Here is a 17,737-nt window from a genome sequence, read left to right as displayed (position 1 = left end):
CTCCCGCCTCAGGCCCGGGTCAGAATGAGGGCCGCGTTGTGGCCGCCGAAGCCCAGCGAGGTCTTCGCCGCGTGGTCGAAGGTGTGCCGCCTGGCCTCCTTGCTCACCACCTCGACCGGGATCTCCGGGTCCGGTGCGTCGAGATTGACCGTGGGCGGGACCAGCTGGTGCTGGAGTGCGAGGACGGTGAGGGCCGTCTCGATGCCTCCGGCTGCCCCGAGGGTGTGCCCGGTCATCGCCTTCGTCGAGGTGACGAGGGCCTGGTCGCCGAGGACCCGGTGGAGCATGGTCGCCTCGATCAGGTCGTTGGCGACGGTCGAGGTGCCGTGCGCGTTGACGTGGCCGATGTCCGCGCCGGTGAGCCCCGCGTCCGCGAGGGCGGTGCGCAGCGCGCGTTCGACGCCCAGGCCGTCGGGCTCGGGCGCGACGGTGGAGAAGGCGTCGCTGGCGGCGCCGTAGCCGCTGACGTGGGCCCGTACGGTGGCGCCCCGGGCGCGGGCGTGGTCGGGGTGCTCCATGACCAGCAGCCCGGCACCCTCGCCGACGACGAAGCCGTCCCGGCGGGTGTCGAAGGGGCGGCAGGCGGACCCCGGGTCGTCCCGGCGGGTGGAGACGGCCTTCATCTGGCAGGCGCTGGCGATCAGGAGCCGGGAGCAGACCGACTCGGCGCCGCCCGCGATCACGATGTCGCAGGCTCCGGTGCGCAGGAGCTGGTGCGCCGTGCCGATGGCGACGGTACCGGAGGAGCAGGCGGTGGAGACGGCGAGGCTGGGGCCGTGGACGGTGAGGTCCAGGGTGACACTGCTGGCGGCGCCATTGACCACGACGAGGGGGGCGAGCTTCGGCGAGACCCGGCGGGCGCCGCGCTCACCGAGGGCGGTGTGCTGTTCGTCGTAGAACGGAAGTCCGCCGTGGGCCGAGCCGATCACGACGCCGACCCGGGAGCTGTCCCAGACCGAGGGGTCGAGTCCCGCGTCGGCGACGGCCTCGCGGGCCGCGATGACGGCGAGTTGGGAGAAGCGGTCCATCAGCCGCTGCGCCGCGATGCCGAGTTCGGCCCGGGTGTCGAGGCCGGTGACGGTGTAGAAGAAGTCGCAAGGCAGGCCTTCGAGTTCACTGCGGTGCGGCACCGAGGGTCCGTCGCCCTCGCCGCGGACACCGCGCCACGAGGCATCGGTGCCCACTCCGGCGGCGGTGATCAGGCCGATGCCGGTCACGGCGGCGTGGAACGGCTCCGGGCGGGGGCGCGGCCAGGGCCCGGGGGCCGGCCGGCCCGTCACGCGGTGACCTTGTCGTGCACGGCGGAGACGAGCCGGCCGACGGTGTCGCGGGAGGTGATCTCGACGTCCTCCAGGTCGACGTCCATCCGGTCCTCGATGAGCAGCCTCAGCTCTTCCAGGGCGAGGGAGTCCAGACGTAGCCGACGGAGCGGCACATCGTCCCCGATCGACTCGGGGTCGGTACCGAAGTTCGACACCAGCAGGTCGGTGATGTGTTCCGAGGTGCTCATGGGGCGCTCCTCCGCTCGGTGACGCGGTGACGCCTGCCGCGTGGGGATGAGGTGGGCCATCGGGGGACGCCGGCTGCTCCGAAGGGCCCTTTATACGCCCTCGCGGAGCATGATCGGCCCCGCGTTCCCCCGTGCGGAGGGCGTCTGGGCAGGTGTACGAATCCGTGGCCGCCGCCCGGGTGAACGCCACCGTCGGACGGCCGTGCGGTCCGGGCCCGTCGCGTACACCCAACACCCCTGCGGGGCTCTCTCCTTGGGCCCGTACACTCCGCGATCATGACAACGGAAACACTGATCACGGATACCTCCGCGACCGAGGACCCCGCTCTTTTCGCGACCATGTCCACCGTGCGCGCCATGCGCCGCCTCTCGCCGGAGCCGGTGCCGTACGAGACGCTGGAGCGACTGGTCCAGGCGGCGGTCTGGGGCCCGAGCGGCGGCAACATGCAGGCGTACGAGTACGTCGTGGTGACCGACCGCCAGGTGATGGCGGAGCTCGCGCCGCTGTGGAAGCGGTGCGTGGACGCCTATCTGGCGACTACGGGGAAGTACGCGCCGAAGGGCATGGACGAGGCGGCGTACGGCCGGATGGTCGCGGCGATCGAGTACCAGCGCGACCACTTCGCCGACACGCCCGCTCTCGTCGTGCCGTGTTACCGGTTCCCCGAGCCGCGCCTGGACGAGGAGGGCCTGATCGCCTCCGCCGTGGCGCTGGGACCGGTGGCGAGTGAGCAGCTGATGGCCTCGCAGGAACGCTTCCAGGCGCTGGCGGAGGGCGCGTGCGTCTATCCGGGGGTACAGAACCTCCTTCTGGCGGCTCGCGCGCTGGGTCTGGCCGCCAACGTCACCATCTGGCACCTGATGCTGGAGCAGGAGTGGAAGGAGGCACTCGGCATCCCCGAGGAGATGCGGACCTTCGCCGCGATTCCGGTGGGGTGGCCGAAGGGGAACTTCGGTCCCGTCCGCCGGCGCCCGGTCGCCGACGTCGTGCACCGCGACCGCTGGTAGCCCCCCGCTTCCCCCGGAGCCCGCCCCCCCGTTCGGGAGGCGGGCTCCGCCATGTGCCGACACTTCGTCAGATACCTTGCGCCGATGGGGTGTTGACCCGGCGCGCCGCGCCGGGACGTCATTGTCATGCATTCCTCAGATGGATAGCCTGTGCCCGCTCTGCAGCCCTCCGTCCACCCCACCGGACCGAGGGCTTCCTCTCCCCCACACACGCAGGAGCAGACATGCCCAGACGCCCCGCGGCCCCCGTGCGCCGTCGTGCCTCCGCCGCCGCCCTCGCGGCCTTCACCGTCGCGGCCGTCGTAGCGGCGGGACAGCCGGCCCTGGCGTCGGCCGCGCCGGACCCGGCCGCCGATTCCCTGAACCGGGCCTTCGCCCGCGCCGCCACCGAGTACGGCGTGCCCCGCGACCTCCTCGCGGCGGTCGGCTACGGCGAGACGCACTTCGACGGGCACCAGGGACGCCCCAGCCAGGACAACGGCTACGGCGTCATGCACCTGGTGAGCAACCCCACCAACCGGTCCCTGGAGAAGGCCGCCGCCCTCACCGGAGCCTCCGCCGCCCAGCTGCGCGAGAACACCGCGACGAACGTCCTCGGCGGCGCCGCCGTGCTCCGCTCGTACGCCGACGCCCTCGGGCTCGACCGGAACGAGCGGCTCGACGTCGACTCCTGGTACCCGGCGGTCGCCCGGTACGGCGGCGCCGACGGGCCCGCCGCCGCGCTCTACGCGGACACGGTCTACTCCTTCCTGGCCGGCGGTCTGCGTGGCAGGACCCCCGAGGGCGAGGAGATCACCGTCACCTCGCGTCCGGTCTCCCCCGAGAAGGGCGATCTCGCCCCGAGCGAAGTGAGCACCCGGTCGGCGGACTACCCCTCGGCGCTCTGGGTTCCCGCCAGCACCACCAACTACAAGTCGGGCCGGACGGCGGCGATCGACAAGGTCGTCATCCACGTCACCCAGGGCTCGTACGCGGGCTCCATCAGCTGGTTCCAGGACCCCGCGGCCGTGGTCAGCGCGCACTACGTGGTCCGTTCCTCGGACGGCCAGATCACCCAGATGGTGCGCGACAGCGACACCGCCTACCACGCGAAGAGCGCCAACGCCTCGTCCCTGGGCATCGAGCACGAGGGCTGGATCGACGATCCGACCTGGTTCACCGACGCGATGTACCGCTCCTCGGCGGCGCTCACCCGCTACCTCTGCGACCGGCACGGCATCGTGAAGGACCGGGCGCACATCATCGGGCACAGCGAGGCGCCCGGCAACGACCACACGGACCCGGGCCCCTACTGGGACTGGACCACCTACATGCAGCTGGTCGACGGCTCCACCGGCGGGACCACGGACGCGCTGAGCTTCTCCTCCTACACGACCCAGCAGTCGGGCTCCAGTGGCGCCCAGGTGAAGGCCGTGCAGCAGCTCCTCAACACCCAGGGCTACGGGGCGGGTTCGGTGGACGGGGTGTTCGGCGCGGCGACCACGTCGGCGGTCCAGGCCTTCCAGCGGGCCCGCGGGCTGAGCGCGGACGGCATCGTGGGCGCGAAGACCTGGACGGCGCTGCTGTCGGCCGGTACCACCCCCGACCTGCGCCAGGGCAGCACCGGTGAGGACGTCAAGCGCCTCCAGCGCTCGCTGACGGCGGCCCTCGGCACGACCGTCTCCGTCGACGGGGACTTCGGATCGGGCACCGCCACCGCGGTGCGTTCCTTCCAGACCGGTCACGGTCTGTCGGTGGACGGCATCGTCGGCACGGCGACCTGGACGGCCCTCCAGTCGGGGAGCTGACCCACCGGCGCGGCCGTGGCAGGGTCATGGCCGGGGTTCATGGCCGGGGTCGTCGGACGGCAGACCGCCCGGGGCCGGCGGGGTACCCGCTCGTCGGCGACGAGCGGGTACCCCGCCGGCCGGGCCGCGGCGTCCGGCGCGGCGGTCGAAGGACCGGCCGCCGGCCCCCGCCGTACGACCACCCGCCAATTCCGTTGAGTCCGCACCCTGCGATCGTGTTGGCTGTCGGCACCGATGCGTCGGTACCGCAGGTGTCCGCCCGGCCGTAGCAGGGAGTCGTACGTGCAGGATTTCGTCGTCGATCCCGCCGCCCACAATCGGGCGGCCTGGGACAAGTACGTCCAGGAGGGCAACGAGTGGTCGAGGCCGGTGAGTGCCGAGGTCGTCGAGCGCGCCCGCACGGGTGACTGGTCGGTCGTTCTCATCGGACACGAGCCGGTCGACCGCTCCTGGCTGCCGGCGGACCTGACCGGCCAGGACGTGTTGTGCCTGGCCTCCGGCGGGGGGCAGCAGGGTCCGGTCCTCGCCGCCGCGGGGGCGCGGGTCACCGTGTTCGACAACTCACCCGGCCAGCTCGGCCAGGACCGGATGGTGGCGGCGCGCGACGGACTGGAGCTGCGCACCGTCCTGGGCGACATGCGCGATCTCGGCGCCTTCGGCGACGCGGCGTTCGACGTCGTGTTCCATCCGGTGTCCAACCTGTTCGTACCGGACGTGGAACCAGTGTGGCGTGAGTGCTTCCGCGTCCTTCGACCGGGCGGATCTCTGCTCGCGGGCTTCCTCAACCCCGATGTGTACTTGTTCGACCACGAGGCGCTCGACGAGCGCGGCGAGCTGGTCGTCGCACACCAGCTGCCCTACAGCGATGTCACGCGGTACTCCGCCGAGGAGCGCGCCGCGAAGTTCGGCGCGGATGCCGCTCTTGAGTACAGCCACACCCTCACCGGCCAGATCGGCGGGCAGATCGCCGCGGGGTTCGTCCTCACCGGCTTCACGGAAGCACCGCACCAGTCCGACGCGTCCGCTCCCTATATGTCGGGCTATTTCGCGACGCGGGCCGTCAAGCCGGGCTGACCCGGCCGTGGGGCCGGCCGGGACGGCCGTGTCTCCGCATGGCCGGCAGGAGCGCTGCGCCGGCCCGGCCCCCGCCGGGTCAGCCGAGCCACGAGGAGGTGGCTCCGCACCCCCGGCGAGGGCGCGGAGCCACCGGTACCGCTACTGCCCCAGGCCGACGCCACGGGGGCCTTCAGCGCCGGGAGGTCACTTCAGACCGAAGGCCCGGATGATCTCCTGGTCCACGGCGAGGCCGTCCGGGCCCTCGGCGTGCGCCTTGAGGGAGACCGAGGAGGCCCCCTTCTTCGGCGGGGTGAACGCCGCGGCCCACTGGCCGGACGCGGTCCTGCGCAGCTTCACGGCGGACCACTTGGCCCCGTCGTCGTAACTGACCTGCAACGAGGCGGACGTCGCCTTCACCGCGCCGTCCAGCCAGGCCTGCGTCCCTGCGCCGAGGCCGAGTTCGACCTCCTTGCCCGCCTTCACATCACCCGCGAGGTCGGTGTCGACGTCGAAGTCCAGCTGGATCAGCGGGATGTCACTCCGCGCGTATCCGGCTTCGCCCGCGTCGAGCTGCCCCGAGACGAACGACCACTCGCTGTGCGTGCGGGTGGAGGACTTCCAGGTGCCGGCGTCGCGGCCGGAGTCGAGAACCAGTCGGTACGGCAGCTTCTCGGGCGAGAGGTCCCATGCGTAACCGGCCCGGCCCGCACCCTTCTTGATCAGGGTGTCGCCCTGGTAGAAGGCGTAGCTCGTGGTGTCGTACTCGTCCGCGGGCATCGAACCCGAGTGGCCCTCGCCCGAGTCGGTCCACGCGCTGATGTTGAACTGCATGTCGTTGTACGAGGTACGGAACGGTCCCCAGTAGCCGGTGCCGAGGCGGGGGCTCGTCACCGGTGCGAACCAGTCGTCCTTGTAGGTGCGGCCGGCCGTGTAGTCGAGATCGGTGCTGCGCATCTCGGCGGCGGTGTCGGTGGCGTCGGCGTTGAAGACGGAGTGGTTCTCGTACCAGAAGGAGTCGCCCGGGAGGGGGGTGACCCACTCGTCGCGGACGCCCGGGAACTGCTCGTACTCCTCGAAACCGACGCCAGGTCCGTACTCCGGGATGTCGTAGCGGTAGCCGGCGCCGAGCGTCTTCCTGGCCCCGTAGAAGGTGTTCTCCACCTTGGCCAGCTGGCGGACCGACGGGGTGAATGCGAGGGAGCGGTCCGGAATGGTGCCGTCGTGGCGGTCGACGAAGTCGTAGACGTAGTCGGCGAACTTCTTCTGGTCGACGCTGATCTTCTTGCCGCGCTGGGCCGCCTTGATCAGTGCCTGACCGGCGAGCTTCTGGGCGGAGGCCACCGGGATGGCGGTCTCGGTGCCCCAGTCGGCGTAGGTCTCCAGGGCGACCCCGCGGCCGTCGTTGACGACGAGGAGCGCCGAGGCTCCTGCGGCGACCGCGTTGGCGAGCCGGTCGGCGGGGGCGACGGCATCGCTGCGGTTGATGACCACGGCCTTGCCCTTGGCGCCAAGCCCCTTGTAGGCAGCGGCACTTCCGTCGCCCGCGTAGACGGCGTCCAGCTTCTGCTCGCGGTCCTCGGCGACGACGGAGCCGCCCTGCGCGGTGACCGGGACGTCGGTTCCGTCGGCCGTGACGTCGATCAGCTCCTCGCCCAGGCGCCAGCGGGTCAGGAAGCTGAAGGTGCCCTGGGTGACCTTCTTGGTGGGTGCGGCCCACAACTCGTCGTAGGCCAGGGGGATCTGGTAGAGGTCGCGTTGGACCAAGCCGTTCGGGTCCGTCCGTGCCATGTCGTACCGCAACTGACGCGTCTCGGACTCCTGCGGGGCCTTCGCGCTCACCTTGCGGGCCTTGGACGCGTCGAGCGTGATGGTCCGGGGGCCGTCGGTGAGGATCGTCTCGGGCGCGGCGAGGAAGGCGAGGGCCTTGGAGTCGGTGCGGTCACCGTCCACGTCGAGCGCGGTCCAGGCGGTGTAGTTGCCCGGGGGCAGCCGCAGGGTCGTGTCGCCCGCGACGCTGACGACGTTCAGCTGGGGGTCGCCGAGCGCGGCGAACACGACCTGGCCGTCCGCCGGTTGCCCCGCGCGGTCACGGAGCTGGATGGTGAGGTCGTAGCGCTCCTCCTCCTTGCTGACGGCGAAGCCCGTGTGGGCGACGGTCGCGCCGGTCGCGCCGGTGGCGAGGACCTGGCCCGAGAAGAGGGTGCCCGCGTCGACCTTGGAGGGGTCGATCGAGAGCACGGCCGTCGCGGTGGAACCCGCCGGGACGGTCAGCTCCGGGGTCGAGAGGGTGTACGCCGCGGCGTCCGTGTCGGTCGCCAGGTGCAGGGTGACGTCCTGCTTGCCGGTGTTGGTGTACGTGAGGGTCCGCCGCGCCACCTCGTCGGAGGCGTCGTGCGGCCAGGCGTAGTCGGCGGTCTCGACGGATCCGGTGGCCTGGATCGTGGCGTCGACGGCCGCCGCGACGTCCACGCGGCCGGTTCCCTGCTCGTACGGGGTGTACGCGGTGAGCCGCTTGGACGTGCTCATGAGGGCGTCCTTGAGCCGGCTGCCGGACCAGTCCGGGTGGCGCTGCTTCAGGATGGCGGCGGCGCCGGCGACGTGCGGGGTCGCCATCGACGTACCGTCCAGCGACTGGTACATCCCCTCCATGCCGGGAACCGACTGGGAGGCCGCCGCGTTGATGCCGACGCCCGGGGCGGACAGGTCCGGCTTCAGGCCGTGGTTGTTGATCAGCGGGCCCATGGAGGAGAAGGCCGCGCGGTTGTCCTGCTTGTCGACGGCGGCGACGGTGAGCGCGTCGGCCGCCGAGCCGGGGGCGCTGATGGTGCCGGCGCCGTAGGAGTTGCCGGCCGCGATGACGAAGAGCGGACCGCCGTCGGCCGAGAGCGCGTTGACCGCCTGGGCCATCGGGTCGGTGCCGTCGTCCGGCACCTGGGCGCCGAGGCTCATGGAGACGACGTCGGCGCCTTCGGCCTTCGCCCACTCCATCGCCTCGATGATGCCGGAGTCGGCACCCTCGCCGCTGTTCGCCAGCACCTTGCCGATCAGCAGGCCCGCGCCCGGGGCGACGCCCTTGTTCAGCCCGCCGGAGGCCGCGCCGGAGCCGGCGACGGTCGACGCCACGTGCGTGCCGTGACCGTTCTTGTCGTCCACGTCCTCACCGGGGACGAAGCTCTTCGACTCCAGGATGCGGTCCTTGACGTCCGGGTGGTCGGCGTCGATGCCGGTGTCCAGGACCGCGACCTTGATGCCCGCACCGTCGTACCCCTCCGCCCAGGCGGCGGGGGCGTTGATCTGCGGCACCGACTCGGAGAGCTGTGCCGTCGAACGGCCGTCGAGCCAGAGCTTGGAGATGCCCGCGTCCAGCGAACGGGCCTTCTGGGTACGGAAAATGTCGTCCCAGAAGGTGCGGGCGTCGGCCTTGTCGGCCGTGAGCGCCGCCCCGTGGATCGACTCCAGGGTGCGCACCTTCTTGGCACCGTCCGGCGCGGCGGGCAGCGAACGCGCCACGGCCTGCGGGTAGGTGGCGATCAGCGGGATGCCGCCGGTCCGCTCGTCGTCGTACCCCATTCCGACCAGCGCCGTGATGTTGAAGAGCCTGCGGTCGAGTGTGCCCGCGGCGAGGAGGGAGGTGGCCTCGTCGGGCAGGACGTAGAGGTCGTCGCCGGACTGCTGCACGTGGACGCCGCCGGTCGCGCCGTCCGGGCGGTCGACGGTGACGGTGCCGTGGTCGCCGGCACCCGCACCCTCGACGTAGTGCACCACGTCGCCGGTGACGAGGGTGATGTCATGGCTCTGCGGTTCGGCCGTCTGCCGGGTGTGCGCGGCCGGGGCCTGGGGGGTCGCCGGGTGGGGGGACGCGGAAGCGGAACCGGCGGCGGGGAGCATGACACCGCTCACGAGCGCGACGGAAGTCGCTATGAGCAGGAGCGTGCGTCCCTGACGAGCGGGTCTCGCCCGGCCGGAAACGGAGGGGGCTGAAAATGTCATGGTGTTGATCTACCGGTAAATGGCGGACGGCAAAGCGGTTTCACGGTGGCAGGAATCCGCCGTGGCGGTTAACCGCCCGGCGCGGAAAGGGCGTTCAGGGAGGCGATGTCCAGGGATGCGACACCCCGGGGCCCGGCGCCCGGCAGCACGCCGTTCGGCGACGGGACCGGTTCGTGATGGATCGGGGTACGGGCACCGGTGAGCCGCGCGCCGGTGCCGCCGTGCCGCTCGGCGACGACCTCCGCCATGATCGAGAGAGCGGTCTCCTCGGGCGTACGGGCTCCGAGGTCCAGCCCGATCGGCGAGTGCAGGCGGCCCAGTTCGCGTGCGGTGAGGCCCTCCTCCCGCAGCGCCGCTTCACGGTCCAGGTGCGTGCGCCGCGAACCCATGGCGCCGACGTAGCCGACCGGCAGTCGCAGCGCGGTCTTCAGCAGGGGTACGTCGAACTTCGGGTCGTGGGTGAGGACGCAGAGGACGGTACGCTCGTCGACCTCGGCCGTGGCGAGGTAGCGGTGCGGCCAGTCGACGACGATGTCGTCGGCCTCGGGAAAGCGGGCGGCCGTGGCGAAGACCGGCCGGGCGTCACAGACGGTGACCCGGTAGCCGAGAAACGCCGCCGCGCGGGTCAGGGCCGAGGCGAAGTCGACGGCACCGAAGACGATCATGCGGGGCGGCGGCACGCTCGACTCCACGAACAGGGTGACGGGCCGGCCGCACCGCGAACCGTCCGCGCCGACGGTGACTGTGCCGGTGCGCCCCGCGGTGAGCATCGACCGCGCCTCCGCGACGGCGGCACGCTCGAACTCCGGACCTGACACATCGTCATTATCCTGCGTGGAAATGACACTTGTGGAGTTCCCCCCCACCGCCACGGCTCGGCCGAGGAGTTCGTCCGGCCCGTCGACGACCCGGGCGAGGGCGGCGGGCCGGCCGGTCGCCGCCGCCGCGAGCGCAGCCGCCACGACCGGCCGGGCGGAGTCACCGGCCCGGACCGGGGTGACCAGCACCTCGATGGTCCCGCCACAGGTGAGGCCGACCGCGAAGGCGTCCTCGTCGCTGTAGCCGAACCGCTCACGCACGGTGATCCCGTCGTCCAGGGCCTGGCGGCACAGTTCGTACACCGCCCCCTCGACGCAGCCGCCCGAGACCGATCCGGCCGCCTCGCCGGCCCGGTCCACGGCGAGCGCGGCGCCCGGCTGCCGGGGTGCGCTTCCGGTGACCCGGACGACCGTGGCGACGGCGAAGTCCCGTCCCTCCAGGGTCCATCGGTGCAGTTCTGCGGCGATGTCCAGCACGGGGTGCTCCTCTCGGCGGTACGGCTCTCGGCGGTACGGCTCTCGGCGGTACGGCTCTGGGCGGGGCAGCTCTGGGCGGGGCCGGCGCGGGCGCGGCGGTCGCCGCACCGCGCGCCGTGATCATGTGCCGGTGAGGTGCTCCGGACGTACCGGGGTCCGGTTGAGCTCCAGGCCCGTCGCCGCCCGGATGGCGGCGAGGACCGCGGGGGTGGACGAGAGGGTGGGTGCCTCGCCGACGCCCCGCAGCCCGTACGGGGCGTTCTGGTCGGCGAGTTCGAGCACGTCGACGGGGATGGGCGGGGTGTCGAGGATGGTCGGGATCAGGTAGTCGGTGAAGGACGGGTTGCGGACCTTCGCGGTCACCGGATCGACGAGGATCTCCTCCATCACGGCGACGCCGAGTCCCTGGGTGGAGCCGCCCTGGATCTGTCCGGCGACGGCGAGCGGGTTGAGCGCCTTGCCGACGTCCTGGGCGCAGGCGAGTTCGACCACCTTCACGAGCCCCAGTTCGGTGTCGACTTCCACGACCGCCCGGTGGGCGGCGAAGGAGTACTGCACATGGCCGTTTCCCTGGCCGGTGCGGATGTCGAGTGGCTGAGTGGGGCGGTGGTGCCACTCCAGCTCGACCTCGATCACCTCGTCCTCCAGGACCTCGGCCAGGCCGGCGAGGGCCTCGCCGCCGTCGGTGACGACCTTGCCGTTCTCCAGCAGCAGTTCGGCGGTGCCCCAAGCGGGGTGGTACGTACCGAACTTGCGGCGCCCCAGCTCCAGCACCCGCTCCCGGACGGCCTCGCAGCTGTTCTTGATCGCGCCGCCGGTGACGTACGTCTGGCGGGAGGCGGAGGTGGACCCGGCCGAGCCGACCCGGGTGTCGGCGGGCTGGATGGTGACCTGTCCGACGCCGAGTTCGGTCCGCGCGATCTGGGCGTGCACGGTGACGCCGCCCTGTCCGACCTCGGCCATCGCGGTGTGCACGGTCGCGACCGCCTCGCCGTTGATGACCTCCATCCGGACCCGGGCGGTGGAGTAGTCGTCGAAGCCCTCGGAGAAGCCGACGTTCTTCAGCCCGACCGCGTACCCCACCCCCCGTACGACACCCTCGCCGTGCGTGGTGTTGGAGAGTCCGCCCGGCAGCGCGCGGACGTCGACCGAGCCGGCGCCTCCCGCCGAGTCGGCGGCCAGCCACTGCCGTTCGGGCGGCAGTGGGCGGGCCTTGACGCGGCGGAGGAGTTCGGCGACCGGCGCGGGCGAGTCGCAGGGCTGGCCGGTGGGCAGCAGGGTGCCCTGCTCCATCGCGTTGATCCGGCGGAAATCGACCGGGTGGAGCCCGAGTTCGGCGGCGAGCTTGTCCATCTGCGCTTCGTACGCGAAGCAGGCCTGGACGGCACCGAAGCCGCGCATCGCCCCGCAGGGAGGGTTGTTGGTGTAGAGGGCGAGCGCCTCGATGTCGACGTCGTCCACGGCGTACGGTCCCACCGAGAGCGAGGCGGCGTTGCCGACGACGGCCGGGGAGGACGAGGCGTAGGCGCCGCCGTCCAGCACGATGCGGCACTTCACGTGGGTCAGCTTGCCGTCGCGGGTGGCCCCGTGCTCGTAGGTGAGCCTGGCGGGATGACGGTGGACGTGCCCGAAGAAGGACTCGAAGCGGTTGTAGACCATCTTGACGGGCTTGCCGGTGCGCAGTGCGAGCAGGCAGGCGTGGATCTGCATGGACAGGTCCTCGCGGCCTCCGAAGGCGCCGCCGACGCCGGAGAGCGTCATGCGGATCTTCTCCTCGGGGAGGCCGAGAACGGGCGCCATCTGGGCCCGGTCGTTGTGCAGCCACTGGGTGGCGACGTAGAGGTCCACACCGCCGTCCTCGGCGGGGACGGCGAGCCCGGACTCGGGGCCGAGGAAGGCCTGGTCCTGCATGCCGAAGACGTACTCGCCGCGCACGATCACGTCGGCGCGGGCGGCTGCCGCCGCCGCGTCGCCGCGCACGATCGGCTGGCGGTGCACGACGTTGGGGTGCGGGACGTGGAGGCTGTGGTGGTCGTCGCGGCCCTCGTGGAGCAGGGGCGCGCCAGGTGCGGTGGCGGACGCCTCGTCGGTGACGACCGGCAGTTCGGCGTAGTCGACGCGGATCTTCGCGGCGGCGCGGCGGGCCGTCTCGGGGTGGTCGGCGGCCACCAGGGCGACCGGCTCACCGTGGTGGCGGACCCGGCCGTGGGCGAGGGCGGGGGTGTCCTTGATCTCCAGGCCGTAGTTCTTCACGGCGGCGGGCAGGTCGTCGTAGGTGAGGACCGCGTACACGCCGGGGGTGGCGAGCGCCTCGGCGATGTCGATCGAGCGGATCTCGGCGTGGGCGGTGGTGGAGCGCAGGGTGTGGCCCCAGAGCATGTCCTCGTGCCACATGTCGGAGGAGTAGGCGAACTCCCCCGTGACCTTGAGGGTGCCGTCGGGGCGGAGGGTGGACTCGCCGATCCCGCCCCGGGTGGGTGAGCCCTGGGTGAGGCCGACCGGGGTTCCGGTGGTCGCCATGGTCAGGCCTCCTGTCCGGAGCGGGCGGCGGCGAGGCGGACCGCGTCGAGGATCTTCTCGTAGCCGGTGCAGCGGCAGAGGTTGCCGGAGAGCGCCTCGCGGATGTCCTGGTCGGACGGGGAGGGGTGCTGTTCGAGGAGTTCGTCGGCGGCGACCAGCAGTCCGGGGGTGCAGAAGCCGCACTGCACGGCTCCGGCGTCGACGAAGGCCTGCTGGACCGCGGAGAGCGGGGGCCCGCCCGGGCCGGGGACGGCCTGCCAGCCGCGGGCCTCGTCGAGGCTGGTGCCGCAGCGGCCTGCCGCGCAGCCGCTGCCGGGGTGGGCGTCGGCGCGGTGGCGGGCGTAGTCGGCGAGTCCTTCCACGGTGACGACCTCGCGGCCCTCGGCCTGTCCGGCGGCGACCAGGCACGCGCAGACGGGCACTCCGTCGAGGCGGACGGTGCAGGAGCCGCACTCGCCCTGCTCGCAGGCGTTCTTGGAGCCGGGCAGGCCCATGCGTTCCCGCAGGACGTAGAGGAGGGACTCGCCCTCCCAGACGTCGTCCGCCTGCTGCGGCCGGCCGTTGACGGTGATGTGGACGCGCATGGTCAGCGGGCTCCTTCGAGGGTGCGGCCGGTGCGGTACTGCTCCCAGGTCCAGCCGAGGGTGCGGCGGGCCAGCACGCCGACGGCGTGCCGGCGGTAGCGGGCGGTGCCGCGGACGTCGTCGATCGGGTTGCAGGCGCCCGAGGCGAGGGTGGCGAACTCCCGGGCGAGGGAGGGGGTGAGGGTGTCGCCGTTCTCCCAGAACCCGCCCTCGTCGAGCGCGGCATTCAGGAACTCCTCGGCGGCGGTGGCGCGGACCGGGGTGGGCGCGGCGGAACCGATGCCGGTGCGCACCGTGCGGGTCTCCGGGTGCAGGGCGACGGAGAAGGCGCAGACGGCGATGACCATGGCGTTGCGGGTGCCGACCTTGGAGAACTGCTGCGGGCCGTCCGCCCGGGCGATGTGCACGGCGCGGATGAGTTCGTCGGGGGCGAGCGCGTTCCGTTTGACGCCGGTGTAGAAGGCATCGATGGGGATCATCCGGGTGCCGCGTACGGACACCGCTTCGACCTCCGCGCCCGCGGCGAGCAGCGCCGGGTGCGCGTCCCCGGCGGGGGACGCGGTGCCGAGGTTGCCGCCGACCCCGCCCCGGTTGCGGATCTGCGGGGAGGCGACGGTGTGCGCGGCGAGGGCCAGTCCGGGGAGCTCGGCCCTGAGGTGCTCCATGATCGCGCTGTACGGCACCGAGGCACCGAGGCGTACGGTCCGCTCGCCGACCTCCCAGTCGGAGAGTTCACCGATCCGGCTCAGGTCGAGGAGGTGGTCCGGGCGGCGGTGGTCGAAGTTGATCTCGACCATCACGTCCGTGCCGCCCGCGAGCGGGACGGCCGCCGGGTGCTCGGCCTTGGCGGCGAGCGCGTCCTCCCAGGCGGCGGGGCGAAGGAAGTCCATGAGTGGCTCTCTTCTCGATGGGCTGCGCAGGGTGGAAGAAGAACCCCGCAACGGTGCCGGGGGCCGGTCCGCGCGGGGCCGGGAACGGTCCGCGTACGGCTGGGGAGCGGTCCGCGTACGGCCGGAGAGCGGTCGCCCTTCATCAGTTGTTGACGCAGGGTGGCCTCCAGTACACAAGCCGTGCTCCAACCGGTGCAGTCACCGAAACAATGAAGGAGTTGGCTGGTCTCCTCGCTCGTCTTGTAGATTCGAACGAATGGCGAGGGTCGGAAACCTCGCCGCAATTCACAGGACCCCTGGAACCTACGAAAAACAGATCGGCGGCAACGAGATGCGGCTGCGCGCACTGCTGGACACCGACGCGCTGGGGCTGCGGCTGCTCGGCGGCGAGGACGAGCTGGACCGTCCGGTCCGGGGCGTCATGACGACGGACCTGCGCGACCCGAGCCGCTACCTCTCCGGCGGCGAGCTCGTGCTCACCGGGCTGGCCTGGCGCCACGACGCGACGGATTCGGAGCCCTTCGTCCGGATACTCGCCCAGGCCGGGGTCAGCGCGCTGGCGGCGGGCGAGGCCGAGCTCGGCCCCATACCCGACGACCTGGTCGAGGCCTGCCGGCACCACCGCATGCCGCTCTTCGCGGTGAACGAGACGGTTGCCTTCGCGACGATCACCGAGTACGTCGTACGCCAGGTGTCCGGCGAGCGCGCCGGGGATCTGGCCGCCGTCGTGGACCGGCACCGCAGGCTGATGACCTCGGGTCCGGCGGGTGGCGGTCCCGAGGTGGTCCTGGACCTGCTCGCCGGGGATCTGTCCCTGTCGGCGTGGGTGCTGTCCCCCACCGGCCGCCGGATCGCCGATGCCGGGAAGCCGCTGCCCGGCCCGGTCGCGACGGCTCTCGCCGGCCGCCACCTGGCGGCGGCCAGGACCGGTCGCCGGGGTCCGCACGCGACCTCGGTGGACGGCACCACGTACGCGCTCTTCCCGATCCGGAACACCGGCCGGGGCGCCGTTCCCGCCCCGTGGGGCACCCGCGGGTCCGCCCTCTCGGAGTGGCTCCTCGCGGTGGAGGCCGACCCGGGCGACTGGCCCGAGGCCCGGCTGGACCTGCTGCAGGGCGTCACCCAGCTGATCGCCGTCGAACGCGACCGGCGCGACGCCGCGCGTACGGTACGCCGCCGGCTCGCGCAGGAGGTGCTGGAGCTGGTGCAGACCGGCGCCGCCCCGGCCGAGGTCGCGGCCCGGCTGCGGGTGGCCGCACCGGTGCTGCTGCCCGGCCTCGGTACCGCTCCGCACTGGCAGGTCGTGGTGGCGCGGGTGGAGTGGGAGGCGCCGGACGGCGGTTCGCCGGCCCGCGGCGGTGCCGAGGACGGGGCGGGGGGCCCGGTGGCCCAGGCGCTGCTGGAGGAGATCCTGGTCGACCCGGCGGTCACCGGGCCGGACTCGGCGGACCGGATAGCGGTGGCGTACACGGAGGACGAGGCCATCGCGCTCGTACCGCTGCCGGCGGTCTCCGCGGCCGGGCCGGTACCCGGTGACGGAGCGGACGACGGCGGCGGTGTCCACGGGGCGGTGGACCCCGCCCTGCGCGCAGGAGCCCTGCTGGACGCGGTCCGCGAGCCGCTCTCGGCGGGACTCGCGGACGACGGGCGGCTCACCCTGGGGGTCAGCGCGGCGGTCCACTCGGCCGAGGGTCTGCGCGGGGCGCTGGAAGAGGCCCGGCACGCGCGCCGGGTCGCAGCGGCCCGCCCGGGGCGGGTCTGCGCGGCCGGCCACGACGAGCTGGCGTCGCACGTCCTGCTGCTGCCGTTCGTTCCCGACGACGTACGGCGGGCCTTCACGGCACGGCTGCTGGACCCGCTGCGGAGCTACGACGAGCGGCACCGCGCCGAGCTGATCCCGACCCTGGAGGCGTTCCTGGAATGCGACGGCTCCTGGACCCGTTGCGCGACCCGCCTCCACCTGCACGTCAACACCTTGCGCTACCGCGTCGGGCGTATCGAGCAGTTGACGGGCCGCGACCTCTCGCGGCTGGAGGACAAGCTCGATTTCTTCCTCGCCCTGCGCATGAGCTGACCTTCCTCGTCCGACCCGGCGCCGCCCGTGCCCCGCAAGGCCGACACCCGTTTGTGAAATCTTTCACCTGAACCTGGCCCGCCCTCTTGGCCGGGCTGCCGATCCGTGCTGAGATGCGCCCACACTCAACAGCTCAATGGCGCGCTCGGGGAGGCAATGTGGCGTACACCGCCATGTCTGGGTCCGGAACGACAGCCGATGACGAACCTCCTCTCCTGACCGCGGTGTGGCGGCTGCGCTCACGCGCCTGCTGGACGGACGCCGCCGCACTGCTCGGACCGAGCGCCGCGACCGATCCGGCCGCGGCCCTCCAGCGCACCGTCCTGCTGACCGAGCGCTGCCTCTACACGACCAAGGGCTGGACCGAGGCCGAAGAGGCCCTGCGGGCGGCGGAGGCGCTCGCCAGGGACAACGCCGAGCGGGGAGCCGCCGCCTGCGAACGCGGCTATCTGGCGTACGCCTCGACCCTGCTCGGCATCCGCGACCGGGCGGACGAGGCGTCCGTGGCACTCAGCCGCGCGGCGGCGCTGCTCGCCCCGGACGCGCCCGGCCGGCCCCTGCTGGACTTCCGGCGCGGGCTGATCGCGCAGAACATCGCCCAGGCGCCCGATTCCGCGCGGGCCGCCTTCCGGCGGGCGCACGCGGGCGCCACCGCCAGGGGGGACGCGTTACTGCTCTCCTTCACCTGGCGTCACCTCGCGTCCCTGGCCCTGAGTGCGGGGGAGCGCGCGGAGGCGCGCCACGGCTTCGCGGAGTCGCTGCGGATAAGGGAGGAGCTGGGCTACCTGGTCGGGACGGCCCCCGCGCTGATCTCGCTCGCGGAGACCGAGACCGAACCGGTGGCCACCCGGCTGCGCGCCGAGGCGGGTCGCCTCTTCCGGCTGCTGGGCGGCGTACCGACCTGGCTCGCCCCGCTGCTCGACCAGCCCCCGGAACCGGAGGTCGCCGCGGCGAACTGAGTGCGGCCGGCGCGGCGAACCGAGCGCGGGCCGCTGTGCCCGCGCGGACGGCTGTGCGGTGCTC

At 72.6% G+C, this 17,737-nt stretch carries 12 protein-coding genes; 5 read left to right on the top strand and 7 right to left on the bottom strand.

What is annotated here, in order from left to right; translation table 11 throughout:
* Positions 1-8: 8 nt before the first annotated feature.
* Both ACWCSV_RS06745 and ACWCSV_RS06740 read right to left on the bottom strand, forming a co-directional pair.
* Positions 9-1,280, bottom strand: a complete 1,272-nt coding sequence (locus tag ACWCSV_RS06745; protein WP_451139189.1) for a beta-ketoacyl-[acyl-carrier-protein] synthase family protein — start codon at positions 1,278-1,280, stop codon at positions 9-11.
* Positions 1,277-1,510 (bottom strand): acyl carrier protein, encoded by a 234-nt coding sequence (locus tag ACWCSV_RS06740; protein WP_358756248.1) that lies wholly within the window; start codon positions 1,508-1,510, stop codon positions 1,277-1,279. Before ACWCSV_RS06740 ends, ACWCSV_RS06745 begins: the two co-directional genes overlap by 4 nt.
* A 276-nt stretch (positions 1,511-1,786) precedes the next feature.
* Between ACWCSV_RS06740 and ACWCSV_RS06735 the strand changes: the two genes are divergently transcribed.
* From ACWCSV_RS06735 to ACWCSV_RS06725, 3 genes are all read left to right on the top strand, one after another.
* Positions 1,787-2,518 (top strand): nitroreductase family protein, encoded by a 732-nt coding sequence (locus ACWCSV_RS06735; protein WP_451139187.1) that lies wholly within the window; start codon positions 1,787-1,789, stop codon positions 2,516-2,518.
* 224 nt (positions 2,519-2,742) lie between these two features.
* The gene (locus tag ACWCSV_RS06730; protein WP_451139185.1) at positions 2,743-4,305 is read left to right on the top strand and encodes a peptidoglycan recognition protein family protein; all 1,563 of its coding nucleotides are present in this window, start codon (positions 2,743-2,745) and stop codon (positions 4,303-4,305) included.
* 282 nt (positions 4,306-4,587) lie between these two features.
* On the top strand, positions 4,588-5,379 hold the full coding sequence (locus tag ACWCSV_RS06725) for a class I SAM-dependent methyltransferase (protein WP_451139183.1): 792 nt from the start codon (positions 4,588-4,590) through the stop codon (positions 5,377-5,379).
* Between the two features lie 186 nt (positions 5,380-5,565).
* Here the strand turns inward: ACWCSV_RS06725 and ACWCSV_RS06720 are convergent, their stop codons facing one another.
* The 5 genes from ACWCSV_RS06720 to ACWCSV_RS06700 form a co-directional block, all read right to left on the bottom strand.
* The gene (locus ACWCSV_RS06720; RefSeq protein ID WP_451139565.1) at positions 5,566-9,249 is read right to left on the bottom strand and encodes a S8 family serine peptidase; all 3,684 of its coding nucleotides are present in this window, start codon (positions 9,247-9,249) and stop codon (positions 5,566-5,568) included.
* Positions 9,250-9,419: 170 nt separating this feature from the next.
* Positions 9,420-10,646, bottom strand: coding sequence for an XdhC family protein (locus ACWCSV_RS06715; RefSeq protein WP_451139181.1), 1,227 nt, complete (start codon positions 10,644-10,646; stop codon positions 9,420-9,422).
* Between the two features lie 120 nt (positions 10,647-10,766).
* Positions 10,767-13,166: a xanthine dehydrogenase subunit D gene (gene pucD / locus ACWCSV_RS06710; RefSeq protein WP_451139179.1), complete on the bottom strand. Its 2,400-nt coding sequence runs from the start codon at positions 13,164-13,166 to the stop codon at positions 10,767-10,769.
* A gap of 2 nt (positions 13,167-13,168) precedes the next feature.
* A complete protein-coding gene (locus ACWCSV_RS06705; RefSeq protein WP_451139177.1) occupies positions 13,169-13,750 on the bottom strand; it encodes a (2Fe-2S)-binding protein in 582 nt (193 codons plus the stop codon).
* 2 nt (positions 13,751-13,752) lie between these two features.
* Positions 13,753-14,640 carry an FAD binding domain-containing protein gene (locus ACWCSV_RS06700; RefSeq protein ID WP_451139175.1) on the bottom strand — a complete coding sequence of 296 codons (888 nt, stop codon included), beginning with the start codon at positions 14,638-14,640 and terminating at the stop codon, positions 13,753-13,755.
* A 331-nt stretch (positions 14,641-14,971) separates the two neighbouring features.
* On the opposite strand from ACWCSV_RS06700, the gene ACWCSV_RS06695 reads away from it, so the two are divergent.
* Positions 14,972-16,714, top strand: a complete 1,743-nt coding sequence (locus ACWCSV_RS06695; protein ID WP_451139563.1) for a PucR family transcriptional regulator — start codon at positions 14,972-14,974, stop codon at positions 16,712-16,714.
* Between the two features lie 173 nt (positions 16,715-16,887).
* The gene (locus ACWCSV_RS06690; protein WP_451139173.1) at positions 16,888-17,673 is read left to right on the top strand and encodes a hypothetical protein; all 786 of its coding nucleotides are present in this window, start codon (positions 16,888-16,890) and stop codon (positions 17,671-17,673) included.
* The last annotated feature ends 64 nt before the right edge of the window (positions 17,674-17,737 follow it).

The organism is Streptomyces sp. NPDC001770 (assembly GCF_053596135.1).
This window is presented reverse-complemented; position numbering and strand designations above follow the sequence as displayed.

Bases quoted from the DNA above. Each gene is read 5' to 3' on its own strand.
- ACWCSV_RS06720 (WP_451139565.1), bottom strand. From the start codon at position 9,249: ATGCTCCCCGCCGCCGGTTCCGCTTCCGCGTCCCCCCACCCGGCGACC.
- pucD (WP_451139179.1), bottom strand. From the start codon at position 13,166: ATGGCGACCACCGGAACCCCGGTCGGCCTCACCCAGGGCTCACCCACC.
- ACWCSV_RS06695 (WP_451139563.1), top strand. From the start codon at position 14,972: ATGCGGCTGCGCGCACTGCTGGACACCGACGCGCTGGGGCTGCGGCTG.
- ACWCSV_RS06700 (WP_451139175.1), bottom strand. From the start codon at position 14,640: ATGGACTTCCTTCGCCCCGCCGCCTGGGAGGACGCGCTCGCCGCCAAG.
- ACWCSV_RS06740 (WP_358756248.1), bottom strand. From the start codon at position 1,510: ATGAGCACCTCGGAACACATCACCGACCTGCTGGTGTCGAACTTCGGT.
- ACWCSV_RS06690 (WP_451139173.1), top strand. From the start codon at position 16,888: ATGTCTGGGTCCGGAACGACAGCCGATGACGAACCTCCTCTCCTGACC.
- ACWCSV_RS06730 (WP_451139185.1), top strand. From the start codon at position 2,743: ATGCCCAGACGCCCCGCGGCCCCCGTGCGCCGTCGTGCCTCCGCCGCC.
- ACWCSV_RS06735 (WP_451139187.1), top strand. From the start codon at position 1,787: ATGACAACGGAAACACTGATCACGGATACCTCCGCGACCGAGGACCCC.
- ACWCSV_RS06705 (WP_451139177.1), bottom strand. From the start codon at position 13,750: ATGCGCGTCCACATCACCGTCAACGGCCGGCCGCAGCAGGCGGACGAC.